This is a genomic window from Leptolyngbya sp. FACHB-671 (genome assembly GCF_014695745.1).
Classification (GTDB): domain Bacteria; phylum Cyanobacteriota; class Cyanobacteriia; order Elainellales; family Elainellaceae; genus JAAUTN01.
On record NZ_JACJOV010000036.1, the window covers coordinates 32,261 to 52,784 of the forward strand.

15 protein-coding genes and 1 pseudogene are annotated in these 20,524 nt (G+C 47.8%); 9 read left to right on the forward strand and 7 right to left on the reverse strand.

The features are described 5' to 3' along the window. Positions 1–107: 107 nt before the first annotated feature. The 4 genes and pseudogenes from avd (at position 108) to H6F93_RS01655 (ending at position 2,712) form a co-directional block, all read left to right on the forward strand. Complete coding sequence (gene avd / locus H6F93_RS01640; protein WP_190678661.1) at positions 108–455, forward strand: diversity-generating retroelement protein Avd; 348 nt, start codon at positions 108–110, stop codon at positions 453–455. Next, complete coding sequence (locus H6F93_RS01645; RefSeq protein WP_190678665.1) at positions 452–1,552, forward strand: RNA-directed DNA polymerase; 1,101 nt, start codon at positions 452–454, stop codon at positions 1,550–1,552. Before avd ends, H6F93_RS01645 begins: the two co-directional genes overlap by 4 nt. A gap of 53 nt (positions 1,553–1,605) precedes the next feature. After that, a pseudogene (locus H6F93_RS01650) lies at positions 1,606–1,731 on the forward strand (formylglycine-generating enzyme family protein); the annotation flags it as partial. 168 nt (positions 1,732–1,899) lie between these two features. Then, on the forward strand, positions 1,900–2,712 hold the full coding sequence (locus H6F93_RS01655; protein WP_190678667.1) for a formylglycine-generating enzyme family protein: 813 nt from the start codon (positions 1,900–1,902) through the stop codon (positions 2,710–2,712). A gap of 392 nt (positions 2,713–3,104) precedes the next feature. Here the strand turns inward: H6F93_RS01655 and H6F93_RS34970 are convergent, their stop codons facing one another. From H6F93_RS34970 to H6F93_RS01670, 3 genes are all read right to left on the reverse strand, one after another. Continuing rightward, a complete protein-coding gene (locus H6F93_RS34970) occupies positions 3,105–3,467 on the reverse strand; it encodes a ribbon-helix-helix domain-containing protein (RefSeq protein ID WP_199313418.1) in 363 nt (120 codons plus the stop codon). After that, on the reverse strand, positions 3,464–4,102 hold the full coding sequence (gene parA, locus H6F93_RS01665; protein ID WP_190678671.1) for a ParA family partition ATPase: 639 nt from the start codon (positions 4,100–4,102) through the stop codon (positions 3,464–3,466). Before parA ends, H6F93_RS34970 begins: the two co-directional genes overlap by 4 nt. 301 nt (positions 4,103–4,403) lie before the next feature. After that, positions 4,404–4,580, reverse strand: coding sequence for a ribbon-helix-helix domain-containing protein (locus tag H6F93_RS01670; protein WP_190678701.1), 177 nt, complete (start codon positions 4,578–4,580; stop codon positions 4,404–4,406). Between the two features lie 202 nt (positions 4,581–4,782). Between H6F93_RS01670 and H6F93_RS01675 the strand changes: the two genes are divergently transcribed. Then, positions 4,783–5,349, forward strand: a complete 567-nt coding sequence (locus H6F93_RS01675; protein ID WP_190678673.1) for a tyrosine-type recombinase/integrase — start codon at positions 4,783–4,785, stop codon at positions 5,347–5,349. Between the two features lie 178 nt (positions 5,350–5,527). Continuing rightward, entirely contained in the window at positions 5,528–9,043 is a 3,516-nt protein-coding gene (locus tag H6F93_RS01680; protein ID WP_199313419.1) for a HEAT repeat domain-containing protein, read from the forward strand. 2 nt (positions 9,044–9,045) lie between these two features. On the opposite strand, the gene H6F93_RS01685 is transcribed toward H6F93_RS01680, so the two are convergent. After that, the gene (locus tag H6F93_RS01685) at positions 9,046–9,225 is read right to left on the reverse strand and encodes a hypothetical protein (RefSeq protein ID WP_206755697.1); all 180 of its coding nucleotides are present in this window, start codon (positions 9,223–9,225) and stop codon (positions 9,046–9,048) included. A gap of 181 nt (positions 9,226–9,406) precedes the next feature. Here H6F93_RS01685 and H6F93_RS01690 point away from each other — a divergent pair, with 181 nt between their 5' ends. Both H6F93_RS01690 and ltrA read left to right on the forward strand, forming a co-directional pair. After that, on the forward strand, positions 9,407–12,565 hold the full coding sequence (locus H6F93_RS01690) for a tetratricopeptide repeat protein (protein ID WP_190678678.1): 3,159 nt from the start codon (positions 9,407–9,409) through the stop codon (positions 12,563–12,565). A 1,377-nt stretch (positions 12,566–13,942) separates the two neighbouring features. Continuing rightward, entirely contained in the window at positions 13,943–15,655 is a 1,713-nt protein-coding gene (ltrA, locus tag H6F93_RS01695) for a group II intron reverse transcriptase/maturase (RefSeq protein WP_190678680.1), read from the forward strand. A gap of 192 nt (positions 15,656–15,847) precedes the next feature. Here ltrA and H6F93_RS01700 read toward each other — a convergent pair whose 3' ends face one another. Next, positions 15,848–17,326: an ApeA N-terminal domain 1-containing protein gene (locus tag H6F93_RS01700; protein WP_190678682.1), complete on the reverse strand. Its 1,479-nt coding sequence runs from the start codon at positions 17,324–17,326 to the stop codon at positions 15,848–15,850. A 104-nt stretch (positions 17,327–17,430) separates the two neighbouring features. Between H6F93_RS01700 and H6F93_RS01705 the strand changes: the two genes are divergently transcribed. Then, positions 17,431–17,586 (forward strand): hypothetical protein, encoded by a 156-nt coding sequence (locus tag H6F93_RS01705; RefSeq protein WP_190678684.1) that lies wholly within the window; start codon positions 17,431–17,433, stop codon positions 17,584–17,586. Between the two features lie 73 nt (positions 17,587–17,659). On the opposite strand, the gene H6F93_RS01710 is transcribed toward H6F93_RS01705, so the two are convergent. Then, positions 17,660–18,514, reverse strand: coding sequence for a hypothetical protein (locus H6F93_RS01710; protein WP_190678687.1), 855 nt, complete (start codon positions 18,512–18,514; stop codon positions 17,660–17,662). Positions 18,515–18,797: 283 nt separating this feature from the next. Beyond that, positions 18,798–19,697, reverse strand: a complete 900-nt coding sequence (locus H6F93_RS01715; RefSeq protein ID WP_190678689.1) for a DUF4365 domain-containing protein — start codon at positions 19,695–19,697, stop codon at positions 18,798–18,800. Positions 19,698–20,524: the final 827 nt, after the last annotated feature.

Consider the following 20,524-nt stretch of genomic DNA (forward strand, 5'->3'; position numbering starts at 1 on the left):
CCTTTTGCCCTTTGCGCCACCTAAGTTTCTGAAAACTTTCTAAAAATTGAGAGTTCGTCAGCAGCAAGCTGAAAAGATATGTTCGAGATAAACATTTTGAAAGTGCTGTGAGCGATTTGCCCATTATTCAGAAGACCTACGACCTGATTAAGTGGTACGTGCCAATTTTGAACCAGTTGCCACGCGACCACAAATTCATGTTGGGCGACAGAATTATTGCTGGTCTTTATGATTTGCTAGAGGGGTTGATTCAGGCGCGTTACGCAAAAGAAAAACTGCCTCAACTGAGAGCTCTGAATACCCGGATCGATATTTTGCGGCATCAGACTCGCTTGCTGCTCGATTTTCAGCTTCTTTCCACTAAACGCTACGCCTACGTGGGTCAGCAAATCAACTCAATTGGAGGTGATTTGGGAGGATGGATTAAACAGCAGCAGCAGCAGCAACCTGCATGAAACGCTATGGCAACCTGTGGTCGCAGATAACTGATTTTGGCAATTTGTTGTTAGCAGCACGTCAGGCACAGCAGGGCAAGCGATACAGACCCAACGTTCTAGCATTTAACTACAACCTGGAGCAAGAGCTGCTGCGCCTCCAAACCGAACTGGTGGATAGAATCTATACGCCTGGAGGCTATCGCACCTTCATGATTCAAGACCCCAAGCCTCGTCTGATTTCTGCGGCACCATACTGCGACAGAGTAATTCATCACGCATTATGCAATGTCATCGTGCCATTGATCGATCGCACCTTTATTGCCGATACCTATGCCAATCGACTCGGCTATGGCACTCATCGTGCGCTTAAACGCTTCATTCACTTTGCTCGATCGAGTCAGTACATCCTGCAATGTGACATCCGTAAATATTTTCCCAACATCGATCATGCCATTCTAAAAACGCTGCTGCGCCGTAAAATCAAATGTCCTGAAACGCTCTGGCTCATCGAGCGCATCATTGATGGCAGCAATCCTCAAGGAGGTGACGTTGAATATTTTCCAGGTGATGAGCTGCTGGCTCCTCTACGGCGAAAAGGACTGCCCATCGGCAATCTCACCAGCCAGTTTTTTGCCAATGTTTACCTGAATGGCTTTGACCATTTCGTGAAAGAGCAGCTCAAAGCTCAGAAGTATTTGCGCTATGTAGATGATTTCGCTTTGTTTTCAGACGATCGCGCTTTTTTAGAAGAAGCATGGCTGGCGATCGCCGACTACTTAACCACCCTGCGCTTAAAGTTGCATCCTGTCAAAAGCCAGCTCTTTGAAACTCGACAGGGTGCTAACTTTGTGGGGTTTCGGGTATTGCCTGACCGCATTCGAGTGCGAAACGACAACTTGAGGCGAGTGCGCGATCGCCTCAAACAGCTTCAGCAAGATTACGCCACAGGAACAATCTCCCTCCCAAAACTGGTACAGTGCTTGCAAAGTTGGGAGGCTCACCTGTTACATGGAGACACTTATCGACTGCGCCGACAGATTTTCGATCGCTGGGTCTTCAAACCACCCTCAAAACCGCTCTCCGTAAAGATTCCCTTTATTTTAGAAGTTGAGTAGGCACTTTAGCTGTATCTTACAATTGGGGTTAGGTCGGCAAACGCGGCGGCTCCTGGATCGACTATCCGAGGAATTGCCGTTCTGCCTATCGCAACTACAACCCGCCCGACAACACGAACAACAACATCGGTTTTCGAGTTGTTTGTAGTGCTCCGAGTACTCTTCTGTGCCAGAACTGAGCAGGTGGAAGATCTGCCGGGAGTGTTGAGAAGAGTCCAGACCTGCTCCAGTGATGCTCTCATTGGTACGATGAAGCATCCAAAAATCCAAACCGAGCCAGGTAGCTTGGTAAGTTCGCTGAAGAGTTACCTGGTTCCCAAATCACTATCACCCTAGTGTTGCTCTACATGACAGAACTCGTGATTCATCGAGAGCGCAAGCAAGCCCGCTACTTCGTTGAGAAGTTGGGAGATGATGTAGGGCTAGACATGATCTTGGTGCCAGGTGGCAGATTTACAATGGGTTCCCCAGATGACGAACTGGAACGAGCAGGAGATGAAGGACCTCAGCATGAGGTAACGGTTTCCGCCTTTTTTATGGGACGCTATCCAGTGACTCAGGCTCAATGGCGCTTTGTAGCAGAACTGCCACAGGTCAAGCAAGAACTGAGCCTAGATCCTTCTAGCTTCAAGGGGGATAATCGCCCAATTGAGCAGGTGTCTTGGTACGACGCAGTAGAGTTTTGTGCCCGCTTATCAAGCTACACGGGAAGACCCTATCGCCTACCCAGCGAAGCCGAGTGGGAATATGCCTGTCGTGCCGGAACCACTACCCCGTTTTACTTTGGCAAGACCTTGACCACTGATCTAGCAAACTACGACGGCAGATCTACTTACGATGAAGGATCCACAGGTGAGCTTCGAGACGAAACTACCCCTGTAGACCACTTTGGAATTGCCAATACCTTTGGGCTGTGTGACATGCACGGGAATGTATATGAATGGTGTCAAGACCACTGGCACGGTAGTTATGAAGGCGCACCAATTGATGGAAGTGCTTGGCTAAGTGAAGATGAGCACGCGAGCCGTGTACTACGCGGCGGCTCCTGGTTCGTCTCTCCGAGGCCTTGCCGTTCTGCCTGTCGCAACCTCAATACGCCCGACAGCCGCGACAGCGATATCGGTTTTCGAGTTGTATGTAGTGCTCCGAGGACTCTATAGCCCTTTACCCTCTTGCCCTTTTGCCCTCTTACAGTTTGATTTCAAAAGTATGAAAAATCAAATGCACTGAAGGTAGGCTATGAAGTTGCCTCTATTCTTTGGGCGTGCGATCGTAGCGTGATTGAAGCGAAACTGTCACCAGATGCAATTAGTCCGAATCCCAAGCCTGAAACAACGTAAATTTGTTAGCCAGTAGAGGCAAATGATGGATACAACAGAAATTTTTAGTGCCTTTAAACTACTCTCAATACCTCTACCTATAATGGTTTCAGCCTAATCGCATTTCATGACAGCTTCGCTCTCGTCACCCTTAGTACTGCATCACTTTTCAGTAAACACTTGATTAAGTAAATAAGTACTTCAGTAAACACTTGCTTACTTAATCAAGTACATCAGTAGTTACGCTTATTAAGCCATTCTTCCACGGCTTCCCGAATAATTTCATTCATCGGTCTATCTTCCTCAAAAGCCGCACGTTTCAGCCGTTTGTACTGTAAGGTATCAACGTCGAAGCTGATTCGATGCGGGAAGGCACCACCAGCGGATTTACCCTTAGTCTTCTGCTTTTGTGCAAGTTCAATGCGATCGCCTTTCTCCGTCTTTTCAGCCAGTAGCGCTGGTTTTGGCTCCGGCTCCGGCGCTGTTTCTGTTTCTGGCTCCGGTTCTATCTCTGGGTCTAGCCCGCCTTTTTCAACCCATGTATCAGCTTCAGGTGGGGGCGTTGTTGGTTTTTTGGCAATCCTGGGACGCTTCACCACGTTTTTACCCCCATCAGCTTTAAGACTTCTTTAGCAAGCTGTTTGATTTCCTTGGCTGCTGTTCCATTCGGCTCGGTTTCCAGCACTGTGTAGCCGCTGCTGGCTTCAGCAAAAGCTACCCTTTGGGCGATCGCTGTCTTGAGCATAGGGAAAGGATAATCTTTTAGAGCCTCTTCAACTTCGCGCCCAATGGCAGAGTTAACAATTCTGCGGTTAATGAGGAAAGCAGCCTTCAGATCTGGCTTAAACCCTCTTGCCTCCTCAACCAGTTGCACTGTTTCCGCAGCAGCCCAGATATCGTAGCTGCTAGGCTGGCACGGAATAAGTACCAGGTCTGAGGCAAGGATAGCAGAGCGTGCCAAGGCGGAAACACGCGGCGGGGTGTCAATGACGCAGTGGTCATAGTTCTCTAGTAACTCTGGTAAGTCCCTATGTAGGGTGTTACGGGCAATGCCTACAACTGGAAACGGAGGCTTATCACTTCGAGCTGCTGCCCAATCTGAAGCACTGGATTGAGGATCAGCATCCGCCAGCAAGACTCGCTTCTTTGACAGGGCGATCGCATGGGCGAGATGAACTGCTAGCGTAGTCTTCCCAGCTCCACCCTTAAGGCTAGCTAGTGCAATTATCATAAGTAAGCAAGTGAATAAGTGAATAAGTGAATTCTATGCCCTGCCAATCGCAGCAGGGCTTTTTACTTACTCAAGTAATCAAGTAATGCATGATTTAAGTAATCAAGTAAGTACTGACTTACTTGATTAAGTGAACACTCAATCAAGTAAGTACTTGGCTAAGTGTTCCTCGGTAAAGGATGCAAAAGTCTGCTCTGTACGAGTCTCAAGGGTATTACCCAAATCCCTACTCCTACCTTGATAGCAGCAGCTTAACCGCTGACTGTTGCTGTTCTACTGCCTCAATCCGCTTCAGGATGTCCTAAAGCATTGCCCCGACCGTCGAAGCGTCTTTTTCACCTAGGTAGAGGGCGATCGCCTCGTGCAGTACTTGGGATAAGTTGCGTCCGGTCTTAGTGGCGATCGCCTCAATCTTTGTCTTCCGCTCTAACAGCACCCTCGTCGAGACATTTGGGTTAGGTTCTTTGCCCATTGTCATCTTTAGAAACTCTTAGCCTAAGTCTAACCAGTCTCACTGCACAAACGTTGAAGATTTTGCATTCTCAATAAGAAGGCATTTTGAGCAATAAGGGGTTATTCTCTAGCTAATTCCAGCAAAGCCCGGGTGAAACGCAGTGAGTGCGTTCGTAATCCATCCGGAATACGAATAAGATGGGGAGGAGACTTTTCTGAGATGAGTTATGCCGCGTGATGGGAAGACGAATCGATCCGGCAGCGCTGCAATTTTGGAACCGGATGAACTACAAGATTTATTTGGTGAACTGGGTGACCCTTACCGGGCGATCTCCCAAATCTGCTATTTGACCGCTGGCAGGATTGGTGAGGTGGTAAACCTGCGGGTTGAGCATCTGAGAAATGGATATGTCGTTTTTCCAGTTCCCAACACGAAGACTAATGAAACCCGCAAGGTGATCATGTCGGAGCCACTGCAAAAGGTGCTGAAGCGAATCAAGCCAGCAGCAGGTTATCTCTTTTCGTCTGGTTCCAAGACTGGGCACATCACCACTAGGGCAGTGGAGAAGCACGTTAAGTTAGCGGCTGATTTGTTGGGCTTTGAAGGGGTGAGCTTGCATAGCTTCAGGCGATCTCGGCTGACTCACCTACATGAGCGAGGTTGGGGATTGCATGAACTAAAACGAGTGAGTGGGCACAAGTCGCTGTCGCAGCTCCAGGCTTATTTGGGAGTAGACCAGGCGGTGGTGGATGAGAAGTTAAAGCAGGCTGATGTGGGGTTTGAGGTGGCTTGAGGAACCGTGCCCTGAGATCCTGCATCAAGAAGTGTAGGTTTGATAGTAGAGGGCGATGGCAAAACAAAAACAGATCGATCGACAATCCCTCCAAAAAAGGTGACACTGTTTTACACATATCTTGGCTGCTCAAGTCCTCCATACAGTTGGGGACTATCAATGACGCGTCTGATTTCTTGTGCCAGAATGCGTGCAGAGTAATGGTTCAAAAAGGCATCAGGTAATGGTAGGGGCGATCGCAGGCATTTTGGGAGAATGGGCTGTAACAAAAGTGGCTGATGTGCTGTTTGACCAGACAGGCAATCAAGTTAGAAGCCGATTGGAGAAGAATGACCTGCAACAGGCGATCGCCTGTGGGATTAAATCTGCTATGAAAGCAGGAGTATCGCGCAGTTTGGAGGATTTTTCGCTGTTCTACTATTGCGACGATCTCCAGGTTCGGCAATTTAAGCAAGCAGTTTTCTGTGACTCAACCATTCAAACAGAATTGCAACGCCCTTTTCGCAATGAGGGAAAGCCCAGGCTGGAATTTTTGATAGCTGGCTTCAAGCAGGTAGAGAGCGACTGTGGGTTACAACTAAATGTCAAAGCATTAAAGCCCTGGCTAGAAGCTTTTAGCGATGCTTACTTCAGTAAAACCAGTGCTATCCAGTTTCAAATTGCAAAAGAAGACTATTGTGAACAACTGGCAAACTGGTATGACGATGTGAAGTTTGCTGGGATTGAAATAGAAGGAACAGCGATTGAAGAAGCCAAGGAACTGCAAAAGATCTTTGTGATGCCGGATGCGATCGCTGAGACAAGATATAGAGAGGTTAATACAGTTGATACAGATAAATCGCAAGCATTATCAGAAATAGCTAGGGCTCAGCTTGAGTTAGACACGAGAGTGTTTGAGAATGGCAACCATCGCCAGCAAGCTCTACTTCAAGAGCAACGGCAGCAGGCGCAGCAGGCAGGACAGCAGTGGTCGGGAGCTAAGGTTTTAGCATCTCAGCTATTGAGCCAGAGTAATGCTAAGAAGCTGGTGCTATTAGGTACACCGGGATCGGGAAAAACAACTCTCATGAGCTACTTTGCGGTCATGCTGGCAGAGAGGAAATTGGAGCCGTTAGGACTTGCTGCGGATACCGATTGGCTACCAATTCTGATTCGCATTCGAGAACTGGCACTGTATCCAAAGATGAGTATCCTCGACTATGCCAAACAGTTTGCTGAAAAAACGATGTCCTGTATCCCTTTACCAGGAGGATTTTTTGAAGCCTGGGTCGAGAGCGGACGGGCACTCATCTTACTTGATGGACTAGATGAGGTTGCTGAGGAGGGCAAGCGCCAGGAAATTGTCCGAAAAATAGAAAACTTTTTGGGTCAGTACAGCCAGAATCGAGCGATCGTTACCTCCAGACCAGCGGGATATCGGCGCGATTTTTTCCGCACGTCTGAATATTTCCACTATCAATTGCAACCATTCGACAACGAGAGGATTGAACGGTTTATCACTAATTGGTATGACAACCGCACGCCCGATAGAGCTGAATCAGAGCGTCGCAGAAGCAGCTTGAAGAAAGCCCTTGAAAACAACGAGCGCATCAAAACCCTGGCTCGAAACCCGCTTCTCTTAACCATCATTGCTCTGATTCACCGCTACCAGGCAGAACTTCCCAGAGATCGATATCGGCTCTACGACAAAGCTGTAAACACTTTGCTAACTAGTTGGGATCAAAATCGGGAGATTACTGCCCACAAAGCGTTGCAATACTTGGGACTAGATGATCTGCGCCGCTTGATGGAACGTTTAGCCTATTGGATTCATACACAGGGCGGCACAGGCGACAATGAGGGAGGGACTCTGATTGATCGAGATGAATTGATCAATCAGTTGAGCCAATACATTCGGGAGCAGAAAAAACTGGAGCGCAATGAGGCTAAGTCTGAAGCCGAACGATTTTTGCGCCATATTCGAGAGCGCACCGGCTTATTGAATGAGCAGGGGCAAGATTGCTATTCCTTTGTCCACAAAACCTTTCAGGAGTACCTGACAGCCCAGGAGATTCGTGATCTTCAAGAAGAAGGTTTTGAAATTGTCTTAGAGCGTATCCAAACCCATCTGCATGATCCTCACTGGCGCGAGGTACTGCTGTTACTAATTGCCCAACAAAAAAGGAGTAATCCTGGTAAGTGCCTGAAAGCTATCTTAGAGTCCTCAGATCCCTACGGTAAATGGCTACACCGCAACTTATTTTTTGCGGGAGCGTGCCTAATGGAAAACATTTCTGTAGACGAAGATCTATCAGAAAGAATCTTGGATGAGTTAGTGGCACTAGAGACCAGTGACTTATCCCTCATTTCTACTCAAATCAAAAATCAGGTTTTCCAAACCCTGAGCAACCTTCATGAAACAAAATTTGAGCAACCTGCCCTGCAAAAATTGTTGAACGCTCCCGCAGATAAAATTGATGCTGTGCGGCTGCAAGAATATCGGGCTGCTTTGGGAGATGAGGATGAGGCGATCACTTCGTTGTTAGATTTACTCAAAGATGAAGATAGAAATGTCCGAGGGAGCGCAGCAGATGCTATTGGCAACCTAGGCAAAGCGTCAGATGAGGTCATAGCAGCCCTCCTCTCCTTGCTTAAAGATGAAGATAGAATTGTCCAAGGGAGCGCAGTAGGTGCTATTGGCAACCTAGGCAAAGCGTCAGATGAGGTCATAGCAGCCCTCCTCTCCTTGCTTAAAGATGAAGATAGCAATGTCCGATGGAGCGCAGCAGATGCTATTGGCAACCTAGGCAAAGCGTCAGATGAGGTCATAGCAGCCCTCCTCTCCTTGCTTAAAGATGAAGATAGCAATGTCCGATGGAGCGCAGTAGATGCTATTAGTAACCTAGGCAAAGCGTCAGATGAAGTCATAGCAGCCCTCCTCTCCTTGCTTAAAGATGAAGATAGAATTGTCCGATGGAGCGCAGCAAATGCTATTAGTAACCTAGGCAAAGCGTCAGATGAGGTCATAGCAGCCCTCCTCTCCTTGCTTAAAGATGAAGATAGAAATGTCCAAGGGAGCGCAGCAGATACTATTGGCAAGCTAGGCAAAGCGTCAGATGAGGTCATAGCAGCCCTCCTCTCCTTGCTTAAAGATGAAGATAGCAATGTCCGATGGAGCGCAGCAGATGCTATTGGCAAGCTAGGCAAAGCGTCAGATGAGGTCATAGCAGCCCTCCTCTCCTTGCTTAAAGATGAAGATAGCAATGTCCGATGGAGCGCAGCAAATGCTATTAGTAACCTAGGCAAAGCGTCAGATGAGGTCATAGCAGCCCTCCTCTCCTTGCTTAAAGATGAAGATAGAAATGTCCGAGGGAAAGCATTATTGATTATTGGCAAGCTAGGAAAGGTGTCAGATGAGGTCATAGCAGCCCTCCTCTCCTTGCTTAAAGATGAAGATAGCAATGTCCGATGGAGCACAGCAAATGCTATTGGCGAGCTAGGAAAGGTGTCAGATGAGGTCATAGCAGCCCTCCTCTCCTTGCTTAAAGATGAAGATAGAAATGTCCGAGGGAGCGCAGCAGGGGCTATTGCCAAGCTAAAAATGAGGACAGTGGAAATTCTTCCAGTTGTGGTGCGATGGCTGGAGTCCAATCCAGAGGCGTTGGGGGTAGGCAATGGAGTTGATTTATTGTGGCAACTAGCGACCGATTCCTAGAATCAGACCATTTCATCACTATGCTTAGCAACAGTTATAGGGTTCAAGCTGGCGAAGCTGTCATACGCCGCCACATGATCGCTATAAGCTCTGCTCACAAACAGTTGTAACAGCAGCAAAGCGATCGCATTCATTGATGTTGTAACGCGATCGCGTCCTTCTGCATTGGCTGACATTGCCATTACATCGACTCACATTGGTAATGTCACTCGATACGTTAGCGATGCTTTGCCAAACAAAGCGAATGCTGGGGGTGGAGTTGCATAAACCTTAATTTACATGCAAGCAGTTCAGGCTGTGGAAATTTGAGCGATAAGGTTGAATCAACCCTTAGCGACGTAAAGCCGAGCACCTCCCCTAACCATGAGTGAAGACCAGTCCCCTGCTTTGTCTACTGCCGTCTCGACAGATATCGTTCAATCAACTACTGAGAAGTCTGCCGAGTTTGTGCGGTGGGTTGCCGAGCTGATCCAAAAGCGCAACTGGTTTACGCTGCTGCTGTTGCTTGACGTTGCTCTATTCTTTGGCTTCAAGCGGGAAGGGGGCATTATCATCGGCTTTTTCCAGCGGTTTTTTGCTTTGGATCTGCCGCCTTGGTATGCAGATGTCTTTTGGATGGTGCTGGCAGGCATCTTTCTCACTGCGATCGCCGTTGCAGTCAAAACGATGCCCCGTGCCGCCAAGCTGGAGGTGCAGGAGGGCAGTGAGCGGAAGGTCATCAAAGGACTGCGATCATTCACGGCTGAAGATGCCGATATGTTTGAGAAGCTGCAACGGTCTGATGCGGTTGTAGCCTGCCTGGAGTCGCTTCAGCGTCAAGAATTTCGCTTTGGTGTGCTGATGGGTGAGTCGGGCTGTGGCAAGACTTCGTTTTTGCAGGCGGGCATCTTGCCAAAGCTGAATCAAACAGAGTCAACGTGTCACGGCATCTATATCAAGTTCAGCGATCGCAATCCAATCGAGATGGTTAAAGAGGCGTTGGTCAATGCCGTGCTGGATGCCGAACCGCGACTCAATCGAGCCAAAACTGAATCGGTGCCTTTGTCGAGGCTGCTGATCGCGGCTCCGCAAGTGCTCAAAAAGCCCGTTGTGCTGTTTTTTGACCAGTTTGAGCAGTTTTTTGTACATCAGCGGCAGAAAGCCGATCGCCAACCGTTTATTGATGCCTTAACCGCCTGGTATGAGGCAAAACCACCCGCGCCGCTCAAGATTTTGGTCGGCATTCGAGCCGATTTACTGCACGAGCTGTATGAGCTTCAGCGGACGATGGGTTATGTGCTGAGCCGCTATGACGTGTTTAAGCTGGAAAAGTTTGAGCCAGAGGCAGCCGTCGAAGTGCTGCGGGTGATTGGCGAAACCGAAGGCTGGGAGTTTGATCGCAGCTTTGTCACCCGGCTAGTGAAGGAAGACCTCACCTCATCAGAAGGCAAAATCTCACCGGTTGATCTGCAAATCTTGGCAGAAACAGTACGCAAGCAGCCCTCAACCCGACGCGCTTTCACAGAGGCAGCCTATCGGCAGATGGGCGGATTAGAAGGTTTGCTCAATCGTTATCTCGCAGAAACGCTAGAGGTCTTAAAGCTAAATAATCTCTATCAAGCCGCGATTCAGGTGCTGCTGGCACTAATTAATCGAGAGCAAAATCTGAGAGCGGGTGTGCTGACGCTGGCAGAGCTAGAAGACAAACTCAAAGGAGTTGTCAGATCCAATGAGCTAAGACAGGCGATTGATTGGCTTGCTTCTAGTGAAGTACGACTGATCACGGCGATCGAGCGACAGGATGCGACAGGCTATGAGCTGGCACACGAGCGGATTATTCCCGCTGTGGTGCGATTGGTAGGGCAGGAGCTGAAAGACGCAGAACGAGCCAATCACCTGCTCGATCGCCGCGTTAATGAATGGCTCGGCAACGGACGCAGCCGCCGCTATTTGCTCTCCTGGCGTGAGCTGTGGCTGCTGCGCCAGCAAAAAGCCTATCTCGTCTGGGGCACCAATCGCAGAGACAAAGAGAAACTGCTCAAACAAAGTTGGCGGCGACTCCAGCGATGGGGATGGGCAGCTTTCGCCACATTGATGCTGCTTTTGTCAGGCTTCCTGCTCTGGTTAAGTCCACCGGGGCAGCGCTGGCAAATGCAATCGCAACTGATTGGCTTGAAGCAAAAGATGTCCGATGGTTCTCGCCGACAGGCAGCCGTTGTGCTAGCAAAAGTCGGTAATCAACAAGCGTTCCAGGTCATTAATTCCATCAACGATCCATACCCCAAAGCTGTTGCATTGAGTGTGATCGCTGAAGTATATAGCCAGCTTAATGAGCTAGCTGCCGCAAAGTCTCTGCTAGAGCAAGCCCTCACCAACGTTGCGCAAATTGTTGCTCCATCCTTTAAAGCTGTTGCATTGAGTGTGACCGCTGAAGTATACAGCCAGCTTAATGAGCCAGCCACCGCAAAATCTTTGCTAGAGCAAGCCCTCACCAGCGTTGCGCAAATGGATGTTAATTCATCCTCCAACATCAATGCTTTGAGTGCGATCGCTGAGGCAGCCAGCCAGCTCGATGAGCCAGGAGCCGCAGAATCTCTGTTAGAGCAAGTTCTAACCAGCGCTGAGCAAATTGATGAGCCATCCTCCAAAGCTGAGACTTTGAGTGCGATCGCTGAGGCATACAGCCATCTCAATGAACCAGCCACCGCAAAATCTCTGCTAGAGCAAGCCTTAACCAGCGCTGAGCAAATTGATTTTCCATCCTCCAAGGTTCCTGCTTTGAGTGCGATCTTTGAGGCAGCCAGTCAGCTCAATGAGCCAGCCGCCGTAAAATCTCTGTTAGAGCAAGCCCTCACCAGCGCTGAGCAAGTTGATGAGCCATACGACAAAGCTTTTGCCTTGAGTGCGATTGCCAAGGCAGCCAGCCAGCTCAATGAGCCAGGAGCCGCAAAATCTCTGCTAGAGCAAGTTCTAACTAGCGCTGAGCAAGCTGATGAGCCATCCTTCAAAGCCCTTGCTTTGAGTGCGATCGCTAAGGCAGCCAGCCAGCTCGATGAGCCAGGAGCCGCAAAATCTCTGCTAGAGCAAGTTCTAACCAGCGCTGAGCAAATTGATGAGCCATACGAAAAAGCTGATTCTTTGAGTGCGATCGCTGAGGCATACAGCCAGCTTAATGAGCCAGCCACCGCAAAATCTCTGCTAGAGCAAGCCCTCACCAGCGCTGAGCAAATTGATTTTCCAAACTACAAAGCTGATTCTTTGAGGGTGATCGCTGAGGCATACAGCCAGCTTAATGAGCCAGCCACCGCAAAATCTCTGCTAGAGCAGTCCCTCACCAGCGCTGAGCAAATTGATGAGCCATACGACAAAGCTTGGACTTTGAGTGCGATCGCCAAAACTTATGCAGAGCTAGAAGACTGGCGACAGGTCAACCGCTCAGCCGCTTTATGTACCAGCAACGACTGTAAATCTCAAGTTCTATCGGCTGGTCTAACCGTTCGGGCAGAACAACTGCACCCAGAGCTGAAGGAGGAAGAGGGGTAGATGGGTTGTGTCGGATAGGGGTAGGGAGAGAGTTTAGATTCGCTCTTGTTGCCACTAATCAAGCGATAATCCACTTTAGAGAACCACCCAAGCTGAAGCCTGAATTATGCAAATGGGGTGTAATCAGGATATGTGCCACGAAAGATGGAAATGCTGGTCTTGTAAGCAGTACAGAAGATGGTTCTATTAAGCATTTGACTTGCTGCTGCGGGGCGCAACTACTCAACGACAGAATCAGGGGTTCAGCCTCCTAAAATCCTCAGAAGTAGGCGATGTACTACCAATTTTTGAGTAGTACTTAGTCCTAAACTAGTCCAAACCTGTACTAATCAAGGATTTCAGAAGTACGAGGTACAGTTTTGATTCCTAAACATCAGAAGCAATCAGCCTTTTGGTGTTTCGTGGCACTAAATTACACAGATCCTGACTACGCCCCTTCTTGGGGCAAAGGTAGCGAAGCTGCATTTTAGTACCACGCGACGGCTAGAAGCTATGCTCTGCAAGAGTTCTAGAAAAATTTTGTAATTTTGCCTCAACATACCAACAAAAGGTCATTTTCGGGCAAGTTCTGAAGTTGAAAAGGCTTCAAATGCTGATTCTGTCGTAGGTTTTGTAGGTAATCCAAGCATCATTTTCGGGCAAGTTGCTATTTTTTGAGTTTTCTTGCTGGGTTCCTTATTTATCAAATGTTCTAGCGATCGCGTGGCACTTTGTTGCAGCTACGCTACCTTTCCCCCTAATTGCACTTCATGACAGCTTCGCTGTGCGATTCGTTTAGCTGGAAAGTCAATCCAATCTGGAAAGACGTGCAGCTAGCGAGGTTCAACCGAACCTTGACAACTTAGAGGATGGATCAGTAAGCCCTGGACTTTACATCCAAGGTCAGTCTGACTGGTCGAGCATAGACCTAGCACCAGCACCCCTGCGGTAGAGACTGAGCATCAATCCGTAAAGCGGGGTGAATCGGAGAAATGACTTTAGATTCTAAAGGTCATCCTTCCTTGGTGAGCTGACATGGCTAGAAGACGAACCTACGACTGAACCGTCGTTATGTCACTGAGGGGAAATGGAATCTGATACCCCTCGTCCAAAACGGACACGGTGATTCTCAATGAGTCTAGCGAAGCTCATTGGAGTGCGAGCTTATCACCCGGCGGAAAGTAGGAGCCTAAATCAGTCCAAACGCCCAACCTCTAGGAACGAAGTAACTCCTCAAGGACATTCTTTGGCATGGTTTTATGCTGTCAAAGTAGTCACCTCATGGCGCACATGTCTAGAGGAGAAGGATTGTGTAAGAAGCAAATGCCGTTGGGAAAGCCAGCGGATAAGCTGACGTACACACTGCTGTCGAGGCAAGTTTCAACATTGAGGGATAACATGACGGAGTCTATTAAGACATCTGATGCCTGGGAAACAGTTCACTGGTCGCAAGTCCAGCGCAATGTTTACCGCCTTCAACAGCGAATCTATCGCGCCTCACAACAAGGTGAAACTGGCAAAGTCCAGTCACTTCAACGCCTGCTGCTAAAATCCTGGTCGGCTCGGGTACTGGCAGTTCGCCGGGTTACCCAGGAAAATGAGGGCAAGAAGACTGCCGGGATAGATGGGATACACTCCCTCAAACCTGCGGAGCGGATACAGCTTGCCAAAGAGATAACTTTGGATAGGAATGCGGACCCGGTGCGTCGGGTGCTGATTCCAAAACCAGGGAAATCAGAATATCGCAAGCTCGGCATTCCCACCATGCGCGACCGGGCAAAACAGGCATTAGCCAAACTTGCCTTAGAGCCTCAGTGGGAAGCGCTCTTTGAGCCTAATTCTTATGGCTTTCGACCAGGTCGTTCACCCCAGGATGCGATTGAACAGGTCCATCGATGTATCAGCCAGAAACCCAAATGGGTGCTCGACGCTGACATCGCCGCTTGTTTTGATCAAATTTCTCACGGACCTCTCGTCATCCAACTCTCTAGCAGTCATCCGTCACTAACCCGGCAATGTCGGGCATGGTTGAAAGCTGGAGTGTTGCAAGACGGCAGTATTCAAGCCACGGAGAAGGGTACACCCCAGGGGGGCAATGCCTCCCCGCTCCTTGCGAACATCGCATTACATGGCTTGGAAACAATAGTCAAAATGGCATTCAAAGGAGCTCACCTGGTGAGATTCGCCGATGATTTTGTGGTGCTGCATGCCAGTCTCGACACTATCGTCAAAGCGAAATCTTTGATTAGCCAATGGCTTGGGGACCGGGGGTTAGAACTAAAAGAGGAGAAAACCCGGATCACCCATACCCTAGATGGGGGATCGGACTATAGCACTGGCTTCGACTTTCTTGGCTACGGGGTGCGGCAGTATCGCACTCCCCGCCGACGAATGAACAAAAGCCAGCGCCCCTATAAAACCCTGATAAAACCCAGTTCAACATCACTGAATCGGCTTGTCCAGACGTTGAACGACACGGTCAAACGACACCGAATGTCTTCCCAGAACACCTTGATTGAGGCACTCAACCCCATCATCTTGGGCTGGGCACACTACCACCGTTCCAACTCGGCAAGTCGCACCTTCGCCTACCTCGACTCTGTCGTCTATTGGCAATTGAAACGATGGGCGAAGCGCAGACACCCAAACAAAAGCCAAGCTTGGGTTAAAGCTCGCTATTGGCACACCGTTGGGGGAAGAAACTGGGTCTTTGGGGTCAGGCAGGCAGGCAAGATCACCCGGAAATTAGCGAAATTCTCAGATGTGTCCATTCAAAGACACATTAAAGTTAGAGGAGCCAAAAGCTGGTACGACGGGGATTGGGTCTACTGGGCTACTCGACGAGGCTGTCATCCCATAACGGGCATTCGTCATGCCACTCTGTTAAAACGACAGAAGGGCCGATGTCCAATTTGCCGAGGCGTTTTTGATATCCAAGACTCTCTGGAGCAAGACCATATTTGGCCACAAGCTCGAGGGGGTAAAGACGGATATAACAACCTCCAATTGGTTCATCGCAGTTGTCACCTCCACAAGACCGAATGGGATAGGAGGGGGCACTGCCCTATTCATCCTTGGCGTGGGGATTTAGACAGGAGAGGAGTCGTGTGAGGGGAAACTCTCAGGCACGATTCTGAAGGCGGGCGGGTTCTTGTGAGAGGACTCGCCTAGCCAACTTAATCACCCCATCTAAGACTGAATCACGAGAAGCTATAAAAATTAAGGCTTAGAGGGTTATCTTGCAGGTTTTTACATGTATCCTGTTCCAATCCCTATTCGAATTTTTATGTAGCATACTCCTTCTTATTCGAGCAGTTTCTTCAAAGTGCTAAGCATCGGTGAGTAATTAAAGCAGTATCGTGCAAATGGATGAGAAAGCGTAGAGCCTTGTGTTATCCAGGTAGTGATGTCCCAACCTGATTCCACAAGGTCAGAGGCTGCAAAGACGAACTCCAGAGTATCGGTAAAAAACTGAACCTGAGCGGAGTGCATGCTGTAATCGATTTTTGCATCCGATCCGTGGACATAGTAGTTCCGGCAGTCGATAGCTTGATCCACTACCAATTCAAGATCTGGAAATCGATCGCCGACAACATCGGTGATCAACTTGGCACGACTCCGAACCTTTCGTTTAAGTGTGGCTTTACCTATTCGACCTAGCGCGCCCAAGACGCTGTCTCGCTCCGGACTAGGAGGTAGGGTTCGGAACGCCTTACGTGCGTTGTTTTGGGCTTCAGCAAGATCAGACGATAGTGTGACTGGTTCCGGGTATGCACACGAGGGAAGGATGTCGAACATGTTAGCTGCGCCAACAATGCGGTCAACATTGTAACTGTCTTGATAGGCGAATGCTGTAGAGAATCGGGCTCTCGCGTTTCTCCACTCGTCATGCCGCTCCATCCATCGCTTCAGAACATTGCTGAACTCATCCGAATTACTAGCCACCTGTAAAAGCAGATCAAATGAATTTGGCTTGCGTGATTCGTTGTCACGTTCACGCTGTGGTGGCATGCACCAATAAACATCAAGAGGTTTGGGATGATCTTGGGCGCTCACAGGGAAGAAACGCAGGTCAGAAATGTTCTGCGGTCTGCCTGCAATAACTTCTAGGAACCTTAAAATATCAAGTACGCTTCCTATCGCTTCATCGACAGTCTTCTCAAAGTAGAACGCTATGTTGATTCTAATTGTGTTGTCAACGTGTATACCTTCCGAATCTGGCAATGTGTATGAGGGGCTATGTGTCGCCGAGATCTTACCGAGAACTGTATCAACGCCAAATATCTCGTACTTACCCGTGAAATAAAAAAGGTGGGGGTATTTTCCAATCTCGATATCCCTTCCTAGCTTCTTCGCTTCAGCCTCAACAATATGCTCCACGTGAGGCTTTGCGTCAAAGACTGAACCGAAAGCGTCAAAATCGTAGAACAGGGTCGCTGCATCATCGACAGTGAAGCTCAGTTCACGAATTATCCGGCAAGAGGAACTGATGCGTTGATCACCAAAGATAACGAAGTGAGGGAAAATGCTGGAGAAGTGATAGGCTTCACCACCTCTTGTTGCAGAACCGCCTGACATCGTGACGCAGTTGATTAGCGATACCTTTGATCGATCGTAGAACATGCCAAAAATATCTGCACCCGCATGCCTATCAAAGGAAGAGCTTGAATACAGATCGAGGGTCGTTGCCGCTCCCTGCAAACATAGTTCGCCTTGGAGTTCAATGCCGTTTGTGAGCGTGAAGCTCCCTGCCTTTTTAAACCCTTCGTAATTTTGCCTCACTAACGCCCTTTCTCCAAACTCAAACACCCATCCAGTATTTTAGGCTCACTAGAGGAAGAAGAATTTATCCTCGTCAAGCTATCAAAGGGAATCCGGGTGCCCAAATGACAGTTTTCATCCCGCTTATTGAACCACTATTAGGTTGGCAACGGGCATTGAGTACTGATATTAGATACTGCATAACGTTTCCGCTCACCGGACGCAAACAAACTTTGCGACTCAACCGCTATATTGAACGTTCCGGTGCAGCATGGTGTTAGGTAAGCTGAATATTGCGAATTATAAGCGCCTTATACTCAAGTCGTTCTGCAGTGAGTTTACTACGTCTCTGTGCTAGATATCTTGGGTGATTCGCAGTTTATATTCTGCCCGTACAAGGGCAGAAGTTATTTCAGCTAAAACTATAGCCTGCGCGATGTTAATATTCGGGTTGTTCAGGCTTCCATGCCCTGCCAATGGTGTCCTGTTACGCTGTTGATATATGTCATTAATGTATTCTAGAAGTTCATTTGGTAACTTCGAGTCTCTTCGGTACCGTTCAAAGAAACCACCCAAAGTTTGGTTTTGCACGCTAGGGAGACCGACAATATCTTTTGCTAGTGTTTCAAACACACAAGCACTTGCATGTAAAACACCAGCTGGATCAGAATTGTCAATTGCAGCGCTCATTCGATTCAGCAATGTTTTTATATTCTCATGTATTAATTCATCGCCTTGTGCTGCTTTTAGGGTTGCTGGGCTTATGTCAACGTGTTTTCTAACATCACTTAGAGGTCTGATCTCAAAATCAGAATCATCGTAATAATTTATGCGACCGGATTCTAGCTCACAGATCAATTTTCCAAATGCCGAAATGACCCAATTACAAATATTTTCTTGAGTTTTATACCGCTCTTGCAGTACAAGCAAAAGCTGAGGCAACGAAACAGACAAAACAATTTCTTCGGGTAGAGCTGGACAGATATCTTGATCACATCGGAGCTCTTCTAATAGATTGATGAAATTGGCAGTATCAGTTTCACCCTCTGAAATAAACTGAATAATTAGATTTCTTAACAGCCTTAATCTCACCAGATAGTAGGCTGATGATTGTTTCACAAAATGGGCTGGACCATTAGGAGAGTAGAAAGCAAAAACTTGATCAGATTTGCCGCACAATCCAATAACTCCCGACTGTAAATCATCCATATATTTATCCTTCTTCAGTTAAAGAGCTAGACTACACTGTGCTTAACTCTGGAGGCACTAGTACGGTATATAACAATGTAAGATTCCCACTATGGCTAAAAAATTAGAATCATTAATCTTAAGTGCTACGCATTAATAATTACCTATCCCTGTATAGCTTATTTCGTCCGGAGAATGAAATTAACATGAGAAGCCTAACGTTCACGCCACCGGACGCACTAGCCTTTGCAACCCAAGCAACAACATTGGACGTTCCGGTGCAGCGTGGTTGTTGGGGTGCGGGCTACTCATTGACAGGAAAACCCCATTCTTTAAGGATTTGAGGCAATTGAGTTTTTCTCTCCTCCTCATTCATACTTTTCGCTAAATTCTTGATTGCTAATAGCCAAATTGTTGGTGCGGGATCTGTCTCAACACCAGATAATCGTATGAGTTGATCTAACTCAAAAACACTCTTTAGGGGCTTAACCACTTCAACATCGCCAGAACAAAATTGTCCTAAAAGAGAGTCTGCAAGTGGAAATAAAAAGGGAGCTATACCTTCAAGTAAATTTCTCAAAGCCTCATCATCTGCACCGATTCTCGCAGTACCTATGCGAGGAAACTTATTAGTCGTCCAATCAAGCTCCTGGCATCTATGCGCTTGACGCAGCAATCTGTTCTTTTGCTCATGCATAACCCAAGCCTTCATTATCTGATAAATATCCTCATGAAAGCTTGGCTTAGCTTCGTCAGCACTTGTCCACTCAAGTATTGGATGCCCTAATGGGACACAGTCAACGTCTTGGTCGGAATTAGAATCCCCTTCACCTAGATATACTTTGACACCCTTACACGAACGTTTTGCTCGCGTGAAGACTCGTTGCATTGAAAAGATTTCAATTTTAGAAGCTCCAAGATCTACTCTTGCTATAAAAATTGGTAACAAAAGATTACATAACCAGATGTAGTCGTCATCCTCATATGTTATTTCTGATACTGAAACAGACTTGATTTGGACAAAAAACGAATCTTCAGCGTATTGTAATGCTCCTTCAGGGCGAAGAAGAGTGCATATAATATCTATCCCAATATCTTCTTCTCTCGGAACCGGAGCTACAGCAGCAAATGAGCGAAGTGCTTGAATACCAAACCCTTCAGCGCGATCTCCTTTACGGAGATTGGTAGAACGTTTTCCAGGCATAAATTTTAGTTTTCTTAACTCTAAGCAGGAGCTAATCTAGCAAGAATCCACTTAGAAGGTGGAAGTCTCAATTCTAACAACTGATCTACGGGCTAACTGCAACCCTGATTCTTTAAATGGCTCTCTCGCTTACAAACTCAGAACATCATTCTACAGAAACCTCAAGCAACGTGATTTTGAGTACTAACAAATAAGCTTTGTGTACCGTCACCACCAGTAACCTGAGCGGTCCGACAATGCGGTCTAAGCCGCGTCGTCGGGCTAACGGTGTTCGTCGGCTCCAACGTAGAGTTGGGATGCCGTGCTACCTACAGGGTTCCCAAGCACTAACAGTGGCTACCAGGCAATTCAACATTGATTAGACGGAACGATTCTGCCTATCCACTCAGCTTCGGAGAATAAGCAGAATAACTTTGTATATCACTCCAAAACAGGTAAATCGACAGAATGATTCTGCATAGTAGGCTCATTTATGCCTTTGTATAGCAGCCGAGAAAGAATGGTCGTTAGGGACAAGCTGTTCCACTTATGATGAGCGGTCTGATCGCAGTAAGTAAGCAAAAACAAAGCAAAATCGAGCTTTTACAGCATGGACTACCCCAGAAACAGTCAGAAATGGGACAGTTCAAACTATCAATTGCTCAATTAAGACAATCGTTGAAAGCTTTAAACAGTAAGCTCTCTAGCCTTAATCGCCAAAATTTCTCCACTACTGTTGCTGTTGGCGAATAGGAAAATCAGGCAAAACAGCCTCATTCTGTAGTACGCCACGGTCACTCAAGTAGAAGCAAGCTAAGTGCACTAGCATAAGCCTATAGCTGCTCTAG